Source organism: Geomicrobium sp. JCM 19055 (genome assembly GCF_000698185.1).
GTDB classification, from domain to species: Bacteria; Bacillota; Bacilli; order Bacillales; family Marinococcaceae; genus Geomicrobium_A; species Geomicrobium_A sediminis.
On record NZ_BAXL01000005.1, the window covers coordinates 136,927 to 153,562 of the forward strand.

General features: G+C 38.9%; 14 protein-coding genes and 6 pseudogenes. 6 read left to right on the forward strand and 14 right to left on the reverse strand.

The window, feature by feature from the left end; genetic code table 11:
- The first annotated feature begins 70 nt into the window (after positions 1–70).
- A pseudogene (locus JCM19055_RS06195) lies at positions 71–545 on the forward strand (glutathione peroxidase).
- 42 nt (positions 546–587) lie between these two features.
- Here JCM19055_RS06195 and JCM19055_RS28735 read toward each other — a convergent pair.
- The 10 genes and pseudogenes from JCM19055_RS28735 to JCM19055_RS06235 form a co-directional block, all read right to left on the reverse strand.
- Entirely contained in the window at positions 588–944 is a 357-nt protein-coding gene (locus tag JCM19055_RS28735) for a M20/M25/M40 family metallo-hydrolase (RefSeq protein WP_265181877.1), read from the reverse strand.
- Between the two features lie 59 nt (positions 945–1,003).
- Positions 1,004–1,531, reverse strand: a complete 528-nt coding sequence (locus JCM19055_RS28740) for a M20 family metallopeptidase (RefSeq protein WP_265181878.1) — start codon at positions 1,529–1,531, stop codon at positions 1,004–1,006.
- A complete protein-coding gene (locus JCM19055_RS28745; RefSeq protein WP_265181893.1) occupies positions 1,423–1,755 on the reverse strand; it encodes a hypothetical protein in 333 nt (110 codons plus the stop codon). The genes JCM19055_RS28740 and JCM19055_RS28745 overlap by 109 nt, the downstream gene beginning before the upstream one ends.
- A gap of 20 nt (positions 1,756–1,775) precedes the next feature.
- Positions 1,776–3,119, reverse strand: a complete 1,344-nt coding sequence (locus JCM19055_RS06205; protein ID WP_042359018.1) for a M20/M25/M40 family metallo-hydrolase — start codon at positions 3,117–3,119, stop codon at positions 1,776–1,778.
- Between the two features lies 1 nt (position 3,120).
- A complete protein-coding gene (locus JCM19055_RS06210) occupies positions 3,121–4,137 on the reverse strand; it encodes an ABC transporter ATP-binding protein (protein ID WP_042359019.1) in 1,017 nt (338 codons plus the stop codon).
- On the reverse strand, positions 4,124–5,119 hold the full coding sequence (locus JCM19055_RS06215; RefSeq protein WP_042359020.1) for an ABC transporter ATP-binding protein: 996 nt from the start codon (positions 5,117–5,119) through the stop codon (positions 4,124–4,126). Before JCM19055_RS06215 ends, JCM19055_RS06210 begins: the two co-directional genes overlap by 14 nt.
- A 15-nt stretch (positions 5,120–5,134) precedes the next feature.
- A pseudogene (locus tag JCM19055_RS06220) lies at positions 5,135–6,038 on the reverse strand (ABC transporter permease).
- Positions 6,039–6,051: 13 nt separating this feature from the next.
- Positions 6,052–6,971: pseudogene (locus tag JCM19055_RS06225) on the reverse strand (ABC transporter permease).
- A gap of 84 nt (positions 6,972–7,055) precedes the next feature.
- Positions 7,056–8,516, reverse strand: a complete 1,461-nt coding sequence (locus tag JCM19055_RS06230; RefSeq protein WP_152549778.1) for an ABC transporter substrate-binding protein — start codon at positions 8,514–8,516, stop codon at positions 7,056–7,058.
- Between the two features lie 470 nt (positions 8,517–8,986).
- Positions 8,987–9,478: a FixH family protein gene (locus tag JCM19055_RS06235; protein ID WP_152549779.1), complete on the reverse strand. Its 492-nt coding sequence runs from the start codon at positions 9,476–9,478 to the stop codon at positions 8,987–8,989.
- A gap of 231 nt (positions 9,479–9,709) precedes the next feature.
- On the opposite strand from JCM19055_RS06235, the gene JCM19055_RS06240 reads away from it, so the two are divergent.
- From JCM19055_RS06240 to JCM19055_RS23005, 4 genes and pseudogenes are all read left to right on the forward strand, one after another.
- A complete protein-coding gene (locus tag JCM19055_RS06240; RefSeq protein WP_042359049.1) occupies positions 9,710–10,369 on the forward strand; it encodes a response regulator transcription factor in 660 nt (219 codons plus the stop codon).
- Positions 10,369–11,106: a HAMP domain-containing protein gene (locus JCM19055_RS22995; protein ID WP_052366002.1), complete on the forward strand. Its 738-nt coding sequence runs from the start codon at positions 10,369–10,371 to the stop codon at positions 11,104–11,106. Before JCM19055_RS06240 ends, JCM19055_RS22995 begins: the two co-directional genes overlap by 1 nt.
- Before the next feature lie 49 nt (positions 11,107–11,155).
- Positions 11,156–11,775: pseudogene (locus JCM19055_RS23000) on the forward strand (sensor histidine kinase).
- Positions 11,776–11,955: 180 nt separating this feature from the next.
- Positions 11,956–12,333, forward strand: a pseudogene (locus JCM19055_RS23005) (SCO family protein); the annotation flags it as partial.
- Positions 12,334–12,583: 250 nt separating this feature from the next.
- Here JCM19055_RS23005 and JCM19055_RS28750 read toward each other — a convergent pair.
- The gene (locus JCM19055_RS28750; protein ID WP_265181879.1) at positions 12,584–12,724 is read right to left on the reverse strand and encodes a hypothetical protein; all 141 of its coding nucleotides are present in this window, start codon (positions 12,722–12,724) and stop codon (positions 12,584–12,586) included.
- Positions 12,725–13,086: 362 nt separating this feature from the next.
- Positions 13,087–14,803, reverse strand: a pseudogene (locus JCM19055_RS06255) (adenine deaminase C-terminal domain-containing protein).
- Positions 14,804–14,965: 162 nt separating this feature from the next.
- On the opposite strand from JCM19055_RS06255, the gene JCM19055_RS06260 reads away from it, so the two are divergent.
- Positions 14,966–15,286 carry a YxeA family protein gene (locus JCM19055_RS06260; RefSeq protein WP_042359023.1) on the forward strand — a complete coding sequence of 107 codons (321 nt, stop codon included), beginning with the start codon at positions 14,966–14,968 and terminating at the stop codon, positions 15,284–15,286.
- Between the two features lie 241 nt (positions 15,287–15,527).
- Here JCM19055_RS06260 and JCM19055_RS27160 read toward each other — a convergent pair whose 3' ends face one another.
- Together JCM19055_RS27160 and JCM19055_RS06265 are read right to left on the reverse strand one after the other, a co-directional pair.
- Positions 15,528–15,698, reverse strand: coding sequence for a hypothetical protein (locus tag JCM19055_RS27160; RefSeq protein ID WP_193745332.1), 171 nt, complete (start codon positions 15,696–15,698; stop codon positions 15,528–15,530).
- Between the two features lie 93 nt (positions 15,699–15,791).
- Entirely contained in the window at positions 15,792–16,547 is a 756-nt protein-coding gene (locus JCM19055_RS06265) for a hypothetical protein (RefSeq protein ID WP_042359024.1), read from the reverse strand.
- Positions 16,548–16,636: the final 89 nt, after the last annotated feature.

The window sequence follows — 16,636 nt, forward strand, 5'->3', positions numbered from 1 at the left end:
CATTGTATGAGCGCATTGCTTTGTTTCAACCTTTACAATCAGATAAGATAGAGAAAAGGAGGATTTCTACATGTCAGTCTTTGATTACACCGTTAAAAAGCCCGATGGAGAAGACTTCCCGCTGTCTGAGTACGAGGGAGACGTTTTACTCATCGTAAACACAGCTTCAAAGTGTGGATTTACTAATCAATTTGATGGGCTTGAGGAGTTGCATCAAAATTATAAAGGTCAAGGATTACGAGTCCTCGGTTTCCCAAGCAATCAATTTATGAATCAAGAACCATTAAAAGACGAAGAGATGGAAGAAGCTTGTAAGCTCAATTTCGGAGTCACATTCCCCCTTTTCCAAAAAAACGAACGTAAAAGGAAAAGACGCAAACCCGCTATTTAAGCACCTAAGAGAACAACAAAAAGGATTGTTCGGTGAAGATATCAAATGGAATTTCACAAAATTCCTCGTTGACCGAGAAGGGAACGTCGTTAAACGTTTCGCACCTAAGGACAAGCCCGCACAGCTTGAAGAGGATATTAAGAAGACGTTGTAATTCATATAAAAACCAGAGGCAGCTTCTCGCTATCTCTGGTTTTTACTTTGATAAGTAATCATATGCCCATTGACTGAGTATTGCACTGCCTAAAGGTAAAGCATCTTCATCGATGTTAAAATTAGATGAATGCAAAGAGGCATTTAACCCCTTTTCTTCATTACCAACACCTAGTCTAAACATAATACCTGGTATTTCATTTGTGTAATAGGAAAAGTCTTCACCACCCATCGATGGTTTTCCATAGTGAATAGACTCTTTACCTAATATCTTCTCTGTCGCTGTTTCTAAAACAGGAACAAGTTTTGGTTCGTTATAAACTGAAGGGAAACCTTTTTGGTAATCAAGTTCAAAAGATGCACCAAAAGCAGATGTTACTCCTGCAATGATTCGTTTCAATTCTTTCTCTACTAAATCTCTTACTTCAGGCTCTAATGTTCTAATTGTACCCCCAAAGGTTACTTCATTCGGAATAACGTTATTTGCAGTTCCACCTTGATCCTAGTAATTGATAATACTGCAGAATTAAGAGGATCCACTTTTCTACTAATAATATGTTGTAAGCTTGAGATTGATTCTATGGCAGTTGTAATAGGGTCTGTTGCTAAATAGGGATGTGCAGCATGACCACCTTTTCCAACAATCTTTGCTGTGAACACATCAACTGCACCTGAACTTAACCCTGGTGTAATTGAAATTGTACCGACTTCATTTTTAGCGTATACATGCAATCCAGCTATTGCTTCAACCTTTGGATGTTGTAACACCCCATCTTCTATCATAGCTTTAGCACCAAACAATCCTTCTTCAGCTGGTTGGAATACTAATTTTACATGCCCATGTTCAGGAGGATTTTCTTTTAATAGTTTTGCTGCACCTAAAAGCATCGCAGTATGTGCATCATGACCACACATATGTGAGATTCCAGGTCTTTTAGAACGATATGATAACTGTTGATTGTCTTCTTGTATTGGCAATGCATCCATATCAGCCTAAGAGCTACTGTTTTGCCATCGGAGTTCCCTTGTATTGTCGCAATAACCCCCGTCTTTGCCACTCGTTTTGAAGGAATACCAAATTGCTTAAGTGTTTCTTCAACAAACTTTTGAGTTTCCACCTCCTCAAAACCTAATTCAGGGTTTTGATGGATATGTCTTCGCCATTCTATTAATTCTTCTTTCATTTCATTTGCCCTTTGTTTTGTATCCATACTATAACTCCTCATTCGGTTTAATTGGCGAATTCATGGATAATTTTACTCATCATTTTTATTCCTAGAATATAATCATCGATAGCAATATTTTCATTAGGAGCATGATTTCTAGAATCTTCATTCCCAACACCTAATGATATAGCCGGGATGTTGTATTTTTGACAAAGATCATACATCGGCCCTGTACCAGGTGTATTTCGTAAAACAACGGGCTCTTGTCCGTAAACATCTTTGACATTATCAACAACTGTTCGAACAAGTGGATCATTTGGATCTGTTTTTGCTGGGTGACATCCAGACAATTGCACTGCTTCAATATCTGTAAAGCCATTACGATCTAAATGCTCTCGTAATAATTGAAATACTTTATCTGGGTTTTGTTCTCCTACGAGTCTAAAATCAAGCTTAGCTTTCGCAAATGAAGGCAAGACAGTCTTTGAACCCTCTCCCGTATAACCCGATTCAACCCCACAGATTGTACATGTTGGTTGAAAAAGAAGTTTCTTTTTCAATTCCAATCCATCCAAATTTAAAAGAAATGAATCTAATCCTAATGAGCTAAGTATCTCTCTTTCTTCGTACTCCATTGCCTCTAACAATTGAGTTTCGGTCTCATCCGGCTCTAAGACACCATCATAAAAACCATCAATTAATATATTTTCATTTTCATCCTTTAATGTTTGGAGTGCCCAAATTAAGCGCCAAGCAGGATTTTTAATAACTGCTGCATTTGCTGAATGTAAATCAGTATTGGCTCCCCTTGCTCTTAGCTCAACGTAACACATGCCTTTAACCCCAAGAGAAACTTGCAATCTACCATTAGGATTTTTATAACCAAACTCCCAAATACATCCATCTGAAGCGATTTTATCAGGATACTTTGACGCAAACTCATCAAGATGTACACTCCCAATCTCTTCTTCACCTTCAATAATAAATTTAACGTTGATTGGTAACTTCCCGTAAACTTGCTCATAGGCATGTACAGCACAAATTCTTGCCATTAAATTTCCCTTATTATCTGCGACACCTCTTGCATACATTTTCCCATTACGAATTTCAGCTTCAAATGGGGCGCTTTCCCATAACTCAATAGGGTCTTCCGGCTGAACATCGTAATGATTATAAAATGATAACGTTTTCTCTGCGTTCGTATTTACCTCTGCAAAAACAACCGGGTACCCGCTAGTAGACAGTTGTTCAGTAGAAGCACTCGTTTGATGTAAATAATATTCAACTAGAGTTGCTGTCTCTTTCATACCACGGTTTTGAGCAGCTACACTCGGTTGACGACACAGCTCTTGTAGCCACTCAATATAGCGTTCTTTGTTCGATTCTATATAGTCATATACTTCCTTCATCTTATCCCTCTTTTGTTAGAAATTGTTGACTTAGTGGATAATGGCAAGCTACAAAATGTCCATCCTTCTTTTCTTCAAAAGCAGGTTCTATTTGTTGACATTGTTCATCTGCATATGGGCATCGTGGATGAAACCTACAACCTGTCGGTAAGTTAACAGGGCTAGGTATATCCCCTCGGATCTCAGACTTTGTTATTTGACTGCGTTGACTAGGATCAGGTATTGGTACGGCATTTAATAGACCCATTGTGTATGGATGCATTGGTAACTTAAACAAATCTTTTTTTGATGACATTTCAATTATCTTCCCTAAGTACATTACAGCAACACGATCACTAAAATGTTTCACCGCCGGAAGTCCGTGGGCAATGAAGACAAAAGTAAGATTCAATTCTCGTTGCAACTTTTTCAATAAATTTAAGATTTGCGCTTGGATTGACACATCCAAAGCCGAAACTGGTTCATCACAAACAATTATTTTAGGCTTTAACGCAATCGCTCTTGCTATGCCAATTCGTTGTCTTTGTCCACCACTAAATTCATGAGGATAGCGATAAGCATGTGCTTCGCTAAGCCCCACTTTCTCCATTAAATCTAGGACCTCTAACTTTAATTGTTTAGCAGAATACGAATAATGGGTACGAAGTGGTTCAGCAATAATATCGAACACTTTCATTCGTGGATTCAATGAAGAGAAGGGGTCTTGAAAGATCATTTGCATGTCACGTCTTATTTTTCTTAATGAACTTTCTTTTAAAGATGTGATATTTTGTCCATCAAATATAATTTCACCTTCCGTAGGTTCCAACAAACGAGTGATGACGTTACCTGTCGTTGATTTACCACAGCCAGATTCACCGACAATACCTAATGTCTCTCCTTGATATACAGTAAAGCTGATACCGTCAACCGCCTTGAGATCTTTAGCGTTTTGTCCAAATAACCCTCTCTTTATTTTGAAATGTTTCGACAAATCATTGACGATCAGTAGCGGTTCTTTTCTATTAAGAGTGGGCATACGTATACTCCTCTCTTTCATCATAAAGCCAGCATCGAATTTGTTCCGTTTCAGTCGCTTGAAGTATAGGCTCTTTAGTTTTACAGATTTCCATTACTTGATTACACCTAGGAGCAAATCGACAACCTACAGGCATTTCTAAAGGGTTAGGTACTACACCTGGAATGGAATGCAATTCTTCTTTCTCTTCATGTATCTTAGGAGTACTATCTAGTAATCCTTTTGTGTACGGATGCTTTGGCGCTTTAAATATTGTGTGAACATCTGCTTGTTCTACTACTTGTCCCGCATACATTACAACGACTTTATCGACCATTTGTGCAACCACACCTAAATCATGTGTAATAAATAAAATTGAAGTATTAAATGTCTTGGTCAGTTCTCTCATCATTTGTAGAATTTGGGCTTGGATTGTGACATCTAAAGCAGTAGTAGGTTCATCAGCGATTAATAACTCTGGGTCACAAGAGAGTGCCATTGCAATCATCACCCTTTGACGCATACCTCCACTTAATGAATGTGGATAAGCATTCATTATTTCTCTTGCACGAGGGATTTCAACACGCTCTAACATTTCAATAGCTTTCTCCTTGGCTTCTTTCTTGTTCATCCTTTTATGAAGTATGAGCATCTCACTCAATTGATTCCCTATCGTAAAAACAGGATTTAAAGAAGTTAAGGGCTCTTGAAATATCATTGCGATCTCGTTGCCCCTAATTGAGCGCATTACTTTCTCATTTGCGGTTGCAAGATTCTTTCCCTTAAATTGAATTTCTCCAGATTCTATCTTTCCAGACTCCGCAAGCAAACCCATGATCGAGAGCGAAGAAACACTTTTTCCCGAACCAGATTCCCCAACTAGAGCAATCGTTTCCCCCTTTGCAATCGTAAAAGACACACCATCAACTGACGGCACTACTCCATTTTCTGTATGAAAATGTGTTCGTAAATCTTTTATTTCAAGAAGTAATTCTTCAGTCATCTTGAACACCTTCTTTTATCTTTTTGTTACTGAATGCGGATCAAGTATATCCCTGATCCAATCTCCAATAAATATGACCGCAAGAACAGTGACTGTAATTGCTAATCCAGGGAACGTCGCTAACCACCAACTTGTAGCCAAATAGTCTCTTCCGTCTGCAAGAATTCCTCCCCATGAGACTTGTGGTGGTTGTATTCCAAGACCCAAAAAAACTCAGTGAAGTTTCCAAAATAATTGTTGTCGCTACTGTCAATGTCGAGATAACGATAAAAGACGACATAATATTTGGAAGTAAATGCCTAACTATTATTCTGCCTTTTCGAACCCCTAAAGACGTTGCAGCTCTTACAAACTCACGCTCTTTTAAAGATAAAACCTCTCCTCGAACCAACCTGGCATAGTTCACCCAGTTCGTAACACCCAAAACTAAAATAAGTGTTAACATACCTGGACTAAAAACACTTAAAATCACTAGTGCAAATAAGATATTCGGAATTGACAAAAATGAGTCAACAATTCTCATGAGAGCGTTATCTAAAAATCCACCATAATACCCTGCAACAAGTCCGATAGTCACACCAATTAATCCAGCCAAAATGACAGAGCTAATACCAACAAGTAAAGATACTTGTGCTCCGTAGAATAACCGACTTAATATATCCCGCCCCAAATGATCTGTCCCTAACAAATGTTCTGTCGTTCCACCATCTAACCAAAAAGGTGGCATAAGTCGATTAACAGCATTCACAGCATCTGGTGCATGTGGTGAGATAACAGGAGCTAACAGGGCAATAAGCGTTATAACTAGTAGAATAAAAAACCCTACGGTTCCAGTCTTGCTTTTAAAAAGTAGATAGCTCCATCTTTTTATGAATAGACTAGAAGGCCTCTTTACTGGTTCAGTTACTGTTTGGCTCATATGGACCTCCTTCTTAATCATATTTAATTCTAGGATCAAATAATCTATACAATATGTCCGCTATTAAGTTCATAATAATAACGATTAAAGCAATAACAAACACACTAGCCTGAACGACTGCCATATCTCGTGTATTAACGGCTTGTATAATTAATTGACCAATGCCAGGCCATGCAAAAACCGTTTCTGTAATTAATGTACCTCCGACCAGAGTGGATGTTTGTAAAAAAGTTATCGTAATCACAGGCACTAGCGTGTTTTTGAATGCATGCTTATAAATAATTACTTTGTTTTTTTTAAACCTTTACTTTTTGCTGTACGGATATAATCTTGATTTAAAGTATCTAACATACTCGAGCGAATTAAACGGGTCATCTCTGCAAAAATACCTGTTCCTAGAGTGACTGCTGGTAACACCAAATGACTAAATGACTCTCTCCCAGATACCGGAAAAATGCCTAATGTTACTGAGAAGAATAAAATGAGCATAATTCCTAACCAAAAGTTTGGCATTGCTTTACCTAAGGCAGCGATACCTGTTGCTAACAAATCAAGTGGAGAGTTCTTAAGAGTAGCTGACCATATACCAAGTGGTACCGCAATTACAATTGCAAATATAATTGCTGCAAGGGCAAGCTCAAATGTTGCTGGCAATCGTTCTAAAACAACACTCATAGCATCTCCACCATAATGATACGATGTTCCAAAATCACCTTGTACAATACCTAGTAAGTAAGTTCCATATTGCACAAAGAAAGGTTGATCTAACCCTAGAGCCTCCCTTAATAGTTGTCGATCCTCTTCTGTCGCATCATCTGGTAACATTAAGGACACTGGATCTCCTGCTACGTAAACAAGCATGAAGACAATAAATGAGATAATAAGTAAAACAGGAATAATTTGAAGAATTCTCCAAAAAAGATACTTTGTCATATTTTCACCACTTTTTATGTATCGATCCACTTACAAGTTGAACACAAGGAACAAGTCCTTGTGTTCGTTTTAATAGAACGAAATTTAGTTACGAGTTATTGTATTGACATAGAACATTTCATCAAAAGTCGGCGTGAAATTAATTCGATCATTAACCCCAACATTTATTGTTTCCTGATGTAAATAAACGTCTGGTCGTTCTTCAGCAATAATCTCTTGCACTCTTTGATGCTGTTCAACACGTTGATCCATATCCATATTTTGTCGAGCAGCATCTAATAACTCATCAACTTCGCTATTCTCATAATCGTGTTCACCCGCTGATACTGTAGAATAGTATCGATCTAATGCGTTATCTGCGTCTGCCATTGAGTTACCAAAACCAATCATAAAGCTATCCTCATGGTTGCCACTTTGACGAAGATCAACAAAGTTACTCCACTCCATAAATTCTAAATTGACAGTAATATTAATTGTAGAAAGCATTCCTACTATTAACTCTGCAACTTCAGTGTCCTGTAAATATCTACCTCTTGGAGAGTGTAACGTCATCTCAAATCCTTCTGCATAACCCGCTTCTTCCATTAACTCTAACGCACGGTCTAAATCGTACACGCTTGTGTCATGAAGCTCCTCATTTGCACCATTGTTACCCGGCGTGACACGAGTTCTGGTTGGAGTCGCTGCTCCCATTAATATACTTTCAATAATTGCTTCATTATCAATTGCCAAATCAATTGCTTCTCGAACGAGAGGATCTGAAGTAGGGTATCCTTCTGTATTTCTTAATGTGAGCATAAGAACACGATTAGACGATTCTGACTTGAGTGATACACCTTCTGTTTCTTCGATACGTTCCCACTCACTAGGTGGAACGTTAACAGCCATATCAATACCGCCAGTTAATAACTCCGCAACCCGTGTTGAGTTCTCTGGAATAATTCTAAACGTAACAGTATCCCATTCTTCATTTGTACCATCCCAATAATTGTCAAATGCCTCTAACACTAATCGATCATCACGTGCCCATTCTACAAAAGCAAATTCACCAGTACCCACCGGATTGCTTAGAAAATGATCCCAACCCTCTTCTTCAATATAACCGCTAGGTAGAATTCCAGAGCCAATTCTAGAAAGACGATTTAATAAGATAGGTTCTGGCTCAGCCGTTATAATATTGAAATTCAAATCATCAATTACTTCTACTTCTTCAATAACGTTATATAATGTATGCTCTTGTAATGATTCATCCGTCGCAACACGTTCTAATGTAAACTTAACGTCTTCGCTCGTAAGTGGGTCCCCATTATGAAATTCCACACCTTCGCGAAGAGTAAATGACCATGTTGTATCATCGATATTTTCGAAGCTCTCTGCTAATTTAGGTACAAATTCTTCATTCTCATGATCATTTTGTATTAAGTAATCAAACATATTGACATGAACGGCTTCGGTCGATGTATTGTTATGATCATGGATATCAAACGTTACAATATCTGTGCCTAAAGCAATTGTAAGATCACGGCTTTCTTCATCAACATCCATTTCTAAATCTTCATCTACTTCACTCGAAGAAGCTTGTTCTTCTGAGTCCCCTCCACATGCCGCTAATAATACTAGCGCTAAGCCTGAAAAACTAAGTGAATATACTTTTTTTCATATAAGTACCCCCCCAAACTTATTCGAATAGAATAGTTATTTTTGTTAATATAGCTAATATAAAGATATTTCTTAAGAGTAAATCTTCTCCTTTCGTTAAATTCTATCTTTTAACAAGCGATTTATATATTACTATATTAATGTTTATGATTTTAATTTGCAATATTATATTTTGAAAATTCTACAACTTTAGGTGTATTGATTCAAGTCTCTTTTTTCCTCGTTAATTTGAGGAAGAGAAATAAAAAAACAGAGACAGGACACGATTAATCCAGCCTCTTACACTTGCATATTTTTAATAGATTATTAACACGTTAATACAACAATTACTATAAATAATATCTTTACCTTTACAATCACCCACCAATCTTCATAGCATCGATCTCACTATGATCATAATTGGATCGATCTTCTAATGGTCCTTCTTCAATTCTTGATTGGTCTTGTTTCGTAAAGTCTCCGATGAGTATACCTTTGAGTGGCATAACGTGATATCCTTTTGCGGTTACGTGTGTTTGAACGAAGTAAGCACCACTTTCATTGAATGTGTAGTTAATTTCATAGACTCCATTCTCAGCGTGTGATGCGGAGATGATGTCACCATTCGCTCGCTCATCTGCCTTCCAAATTTCAAAGTCTACGTGTTGTGCATCTTCTATTGCCCCGTCGCCTTGACTGATGCGAATTGCAAGTTCGTGATTGCCAGTTTCTTCGAATTCATAATCAAATAGAACGTCTACTTCAACGATTTCCATCATTTCGTTTGTCGCACTTTTATCGCTTTCTTCATTTGCACAACCAACTAAGATTCCACAACTTGCAACTGCTACTAAGCATCGTTTTAACACGTCGATCAACTCCTCTCCTTTTACTCTATTCTATATTTGTGAAATTTCCGTGAGGATCACGCCTTTAAAGTTCCAATTTTCGTTTCGTAAAGCTCACAATTACTTCACAACTTCACGATATGCTAACGTAAAATACAGACCGGTGTACGAGACAATCATGGATTGGCTATACTAAGAAGATACAGAGGAAAATAAATCTCTGGGGGGTCCATTTTGAGTGAAAATAGATTGATTTTAGTCGTAGATGACGAAAAACAATTGATTGAGCTAATTAAACCTGTACTTGAAGCTGCACGTTACGACGTCGTTTCCGCATCAAATGGGATTGAGGCTCTAGAAATCCTTCGAATACAAAAGGTTCAGCTTGTGTTATTAGATGTGATGATGCCCGGAATGGATGGATTTCAGCTTTGTCATGAAATCCGTCAACAAACTGACATTCCTATCATTATGCTAACAGCTAGAGGCGAGGAAGAAGAACGGGTACATGGACTTCGCCTCGGCGCAGATGATTATATTGTAAAACCTTTTGGGCTTGAGGAACTGTTAGCCAGAATGCAAGCTGTCTTGAGACGTTTTGGGCATTCAAATCATAAGAACGTCTTATCTTTTGAGAATTTGACGATCGATGTTGGTTCTAGAAATGTGACAGTCGATGATGAGCGACTTTCTTTGTCAAAGAAAGAATTCGACTTATTGCTTTTTCTCTGTGAGCATCCTTCTCACGTATTCTCTAGAGAACATTTGCATGAGATTCTATGGGACAAAAATGGTTCACAATCGACACTTAGAACGGTCGATACACACGTTAAAACACTTCGAGTAAAACTGAAATCCGCGAAACATATGATTTCTACAGTTTGGGGAGTTGGCTATAAATTTCAAAGTTAATGGAACGATTTAAATCATTGCATGTACGCATTTGGTTAGCGTTAGGACTAATTTTTATAACCATTGTGTTTGTAGGAATGTATGTGATTTCGTTTTTATATGAACGGTTGTATGTCGATGAACAAATAAACTTATTAATGACTTCTGGTGAAGAGTTGCAAAGTGTCTACCATAATTATGACTCAGAGAGTGCGTTTTTATGGCGAGTACAGTGGACCGACCAAAGCTTAGGTGCAGATGTTGCTTTTCTTACAGACGAGCACCCTCTCATTACAGAAGGCAGTTCCGACAACGGGAGCATTCACCTTGATTTCGTGGATGCAGCCGAGAGACAAGCGCTTGAAGCGGGTGAAACAGTCGTGATGTTACGTAATCACCCAAGTTACGATCAAGAGATTCTTGGCGTGGCGATTCCACTCATTGAAAACGATGAACTCACAGGGGTAATCCTTCTCTCTCAACCGTTAGCTAGTGTGTACGAACCACTCGCTGAATTGCGTGTGCTTGCGCTAGTCTTACTCGCAATCGTCATTGCACTGTTAATCGTGACAGGAAGGGTAATTTCGTTAGAAGCCGTTAAGCCGATTCAACAAATGCAGCACACAGCTTTAAAGATGGCTGAAGGAAACTTTCAGGAACGCGTGCATCATCAACCGCGTTCAATTGAGTTAAAACGCTTAGGAGAATCATTAAATCATTTAGCACAAACATTGGAAGAAGAAGAAAAAAACTCGTAGAACCTTTATCGGTAACGTTTCGCATGAGCTTCGAACGCCTCTTAGTTATATTAAAGGCTACGCAGAAGCGATTGAGAAAAATGTGGTTGATCGAAAGACTGGAATTACGATTATCCAATCAGAAGCTGAATCGATGTTACACCTTACGAATGACCTTCTTGATTTGACAAAGCTTCAAAGTGTCTCGTATACGATTGAACAAGAACCTGTCGTTTTTGCTGAGATCGTACATGACCTTATTGCGCGTATGGAAATCACGGCAAACAAGCATCACATTGAAATCCAACGAAACTTAGATGATGCTGCAATTATTACTGGTGATGCCAAACGCCTGGAACAAGTCGTTCGTAACTTACTAGATAATGCCATTCACTATTCTAATCGTAATACGACGATTCACGTGTCTCTGATCCGATGGGAGAATCAATGCTATCGCCTCACCATTCAAGACGAAGGCGTAGGCATTCCAAAAGATCAATTGGCGTATATTAAAGATCGTTTTTATCGTGTGAATGATGCAAGAACACGGACGGATGGGGCACGGGGTTAGGACTTGCCATTGTCGAAGAGATTGTCAAAAAACATCACGGAGCATTGACCATTGAATCTACCTTACACGTCGGTACGACGTTCATATTGACTTACCAGAGTATATCTTTGATGAGGTAAGTTCGTAATTTCCATCACGAAAGGCATGAGTTTAATGATTAAACGACTCATATACATGCTAAGTGTATGTACACTATTTGCGATGATCAGTGGTTGCAACTGGTTGTATCAATCGTCAGATGAATCCGATCTACTTGGTCGTGATTTAACGAATCAGACTTAACCGTTGAACCATTTTCGTATATCAATCAATCCGAAGATGTTATTTCTAGCGAGGATTATGAAGGTTCCTATTGGATCGCCAATGTCATCTTTACGAGTTGCCCTACCATTTGCAATCTCATGACTCCACATTTAGTGGAAATTCAAGAGAAAGCTGAATCTCGTAATCTTGATCTCCAATTCGTCTCTTTTACCGTTGACCCCAATCACGATACTCCTGACGTACTCACTGATTATATGGATCGTTACGGTGTTGATCAATCGAATTGGCAATTCTTGACCGGATATTCCGAGAAAGAAATTGAAACCTTAATGCTAGACTCTTTTCAATCTACGGTCTTAAACGATCCAGAAGATCCTGATATTCTCCACACAACGAATTTTTTTTCTAATTGATGAACAAGGCCAAGTCGTTCGCAGTTATGATGGCCTTGGCAATGAAGACATGGAATTACTCATGGACGATATCGAGCAGAGTATCACGTAAATAGACCCCCAGCCGCTTAAAAAGGTTGGGGGTTTAAAAGGTCATAAAAAAAGAACTGCCCTTATTGATAAGAACAGTTCCTACTATTAAAGAAATGTGATAACAAGTCCCACGACCGACAAAACGACGATCGGAATCCATAAAAATACTTTCTTTGTATTACGAACTGAGAGTGCTGAAGCTCCTGAAAAAAACAAAGATGGTTAGTGCCCAGATGGAGTAAAATGCATCGCTATCATAGACCATTGCCATCACTGCAGATAAAGCCATAATGAGCATCATATAATTTGGATACTTCATTACCCTTACCTCCGTTCCCGTTCATACATTACTATGCGTGTCTTAATTATAGCATATGAAGTGATCGGGACGGCTCTTTTAATTTTAGAACTCGACAAATAGCGACAAATATCTCAATCTTTCCAACAAAGAGCCTTACATTTGTTATACTATACCTTTATTTGTTTTAGGAGGTTCGATAGCCCATGCTAGTGCTCATTTTTTTTAGCCTTTTGCATTATATTCTTTATACAAAATGATCTCATTCACACTCAAAACAAACGCATTATTGAGCAAAATGATAAGATTATTATTGAACAAAACAAAGACTTAATGATGCAAAATGACGAATTAAAACAGCAAATCCAGCAGTTACATAATCGCTAGAATCCTTTTCTTTTTACAGGAGAAATCATAACTTCTTGATTTTTCACGTCGATTAACCCTTTTTGTGTAATTCGCACGAATGGTAAATGTGTCGCTGTTAAGAAAAGCAACGTAAACGCAGGATCTTCAAACGCATATCCTGCGTTTTTTTAGTGCTTGAATGATTTCTCGTTCCTCTGCAATGACTTGATTAAAAGGTTTTTGACTCATGCTACCGAAGATTGGCAACTGAATCTCTGCACGAATCTCTCCTTCTTGAACGAGAACAATCCCACCCGTTAATTCTTTCACCCGATTAAACGCTCGAATCATACTTTGTCGGCATTTACCGATGAGAAGTACATCTCCAGTTCCAGAATAGGAACTAGCAAGTCCATCAATCTGTGCAAATCCTTTTACAACCGTATTCAAGCGCCAACTCCCGTCTCTTGCAACCATCATGAGAAAGCATTCATCTTGTTCTTGTGATAGTTGATCTACTGATAAATCTTGCTCTGAACGATAAGGCTTCGCGATGACGTTGTTCACGAGATGCATTCCCATTTGACTTGCAAATTGAAAGTCGTCTTCTGATAGTTGCCAATCTAATTTAAGACTTGGCAACTGCGGTAGTTTGCTGTCTTCTTCGTTGTTACTAACGACTGTTCCTTTTGCAATTACATGCATAGGAGTCGGTTCTGTTTTGCTAGATAATAGATTGATGTTCGCAACGCGGCCGGTTGCGATGTTCCCATACGAATGATCCATACCATAATAACGAGCAATATTGTCACTCGCCATGTGGTACGCATCAATGATTGGGACTCCTAAATCAATGGCTTTTTTGATGAGGACGTTTGAAATTCCACGTTCATAATAGAATGGATGTGAACCATCCGTCGTCATGAATAATCGATCGAATCGATTGATCCCTTTCTTTACTAATTGTTCAAGAATGGTTTCAAGATCTGGACGAATCGAGGAATCTCGTAACGTCACATAGTAGCCTTGAGAAAGCCGAGTGATTACTTCGTCGGCTGTCATCGCCTCGTGATCACTTTCAGCGCCTAATAGCATCAGTTTCGCCAATGTTTTTTTTCTGATGCACCTGGAAAGTGTCCTTCCATTCGCTTTTTGTTCTCTTTTGCATAGCGCACCCACGCATGCATGTTATCATCACCTTGAAGCAGTCTCGGCCAGCCTGTTAATTCTCCGCCTTGTACGACAAGAGGATGATCAAGCCAGGCTTTCACAGACTCACCCGTAAACATTGATGCTTCATCGTTTAACAACGATTGTGCATCGAATCGACTCCACCAAAATAACGTGCTCGGCAAGGAACGAAGTTCGTCTAACAGACGATGAGCTTCTTCAGTTGATAATCCGAGTAAAAATGAAAGATTATCACAAATTAGCGTCGTCGTCCCAAATTGAGCGGCTTGATGAGCAAGAGAAACTGGATTGTACAACTGGAATGGATGGGCATGAGGTTCAATGTAACCGGGGACAGCAACCATGTCTGAGCAATCCATAACATTCGGAGCATCCTCTGGCATTTCTTTACCTACGTACACAATGCGCTCACCGTAAATCCAGATGTTGCCTTTCATCCATGTATGTAAATAAGAATGCAAATACGTCACATTTTTTTAATAATAGTGACGGTGCTTCTTTCAAATTCAGCACATTTACTTGTTGTTGCAAGACTTCTTTGGAGTATGTTTGGTTTGCCATAAAATCACCTTTCACTAACACTTCGTCTATAGTAAAAATTCGATAGTGCTGTCGAATTTTCCTGCTAACGGTATGGATTCGTACAACTTTGTAAGAGTCGTGAAAGGGAAAGCAATGGTTCCTTCATTGCCCGCGCATTAGACTGATCACAGAGGTGATTAAATGCGTAAAGCACTGATTATAATTTTGACGATCGTAACAGCAACCGTAGGACTTATCTTCTTATTTACGATGCTCGTTCAACATGAATTTGCCGATCAACTCAATCCTTTTGTACCAGAAGAAGATGTATATGTGATCGTGGAAGGTGAAGGTGAAGAACTTGGAAGCGGCCGAGTGGAATACACGTTGACAGGGATCACCGAAGACGGTGAAGAGCGTGAAGTCACGTTCACAGCCAGTGCACCATTAAGAGAAGGAGCCACTCTTCGCTTAGAAACAAAACGCACGTATGTAAAGAGCTGGGAAGAAGTTGATCTCTAAACGCTCAGCCTAAGTAAAGCTTTGAGGCAAAATAAAAAGGCAATGCCAAAGCATTGCCTACATAGCACTGGCCCCACCTACGCCAAGTGCCGAAACAACCACGATTGTTGTTCTACCCAACTTCATTGTAGATGATAGCGCTTTCATTTGTCTAGCATTTTTTTGGAATTTAAATTGTTTCTCTATTTTCTCGACATCTTTCTACTGTAATCACAGTAAGCCATAGCGACTTTTAGACGTTTTAGATTGTTGCTTTCGATAATCGAAAAAAATGAAAAAGCTGCAAGCCAGCTAAAAATAGAAAACCAACCGCTACAAACCACGGGGCACCAAATGCAACTAATAAGATGACGATGAGCAAGTACACAAAAAAACGAACTAAGATAAAAACGTACCATATGAATCCTCCCATTATTCCTCTCCACACTATATCTCTTTTTGATAGGGAGACAATGCGAGGTCATACACCGGGAAAAAGTGTACCTTAGTAAAAAGACATCTAAACCTAGATGTCTTTTTGCTCTAGTTCTTTCAATCGCTCATACGTTGTTCTAAGTGCAGCTTGTTCTAGTTCTGACACCACAATTTCTTTAGCCAATGTCATGGCTTCTATCGCTCGATCGCGTTGATTTAAAGCATCAAAAACTTCTGCTTGCAACACTCTCGCTTTTACGACATACTCGTTCGACCCATCATTCACATACTTATGAAAAGCAACTTCTAACGTATTGCGGGCGGCAAAATAATCTTCTTTGGAGTATGCAAAACGGTACGCAGAGGCGTAAAGCTTCTCAAACTTCGACTGTAAGGCTTTTACACGAGCCTCTTCTTCTTGCATTAATGTTGTTGAATCGCCTAGGCTCTCACCGATGATAATCGTATTCTCATTAAGGTCTGTAATGTTTACACGCCAATCTTCGGCTGTTTTGTTCAGTCGAGAGATTCGAGGCGTCCCTTTAACTGGAATTCGTCCGAAATAGGCTTTGAGATTGGCACGCAATTGTTCATAAACTTCACGTACATCTGGAACGTCAACGTAACACCCACCACGGTTAATGCCTTCACGATCGTTCCGCGCACCATAGAAACCAATCTCCGTAAGACCATCCATCTTCACTGACGCATACCGATACGGAGCCTTTTGATAATACACAATATCAAAACCAAGTGCGGTATAAAATTCTAAGTGCTCATCAAACTTATGATAATCACAATCAAACAGCGCGATTGTTCGACTCGTATTGCTACTTGAATCACTCATTCACTCAACCTCCTAATCTCGACTACCCTTTCATTTTATAAGATGAATGCAAATGAGAAGGTTATGAACTAAGAAGTCTTTAAAAAAAA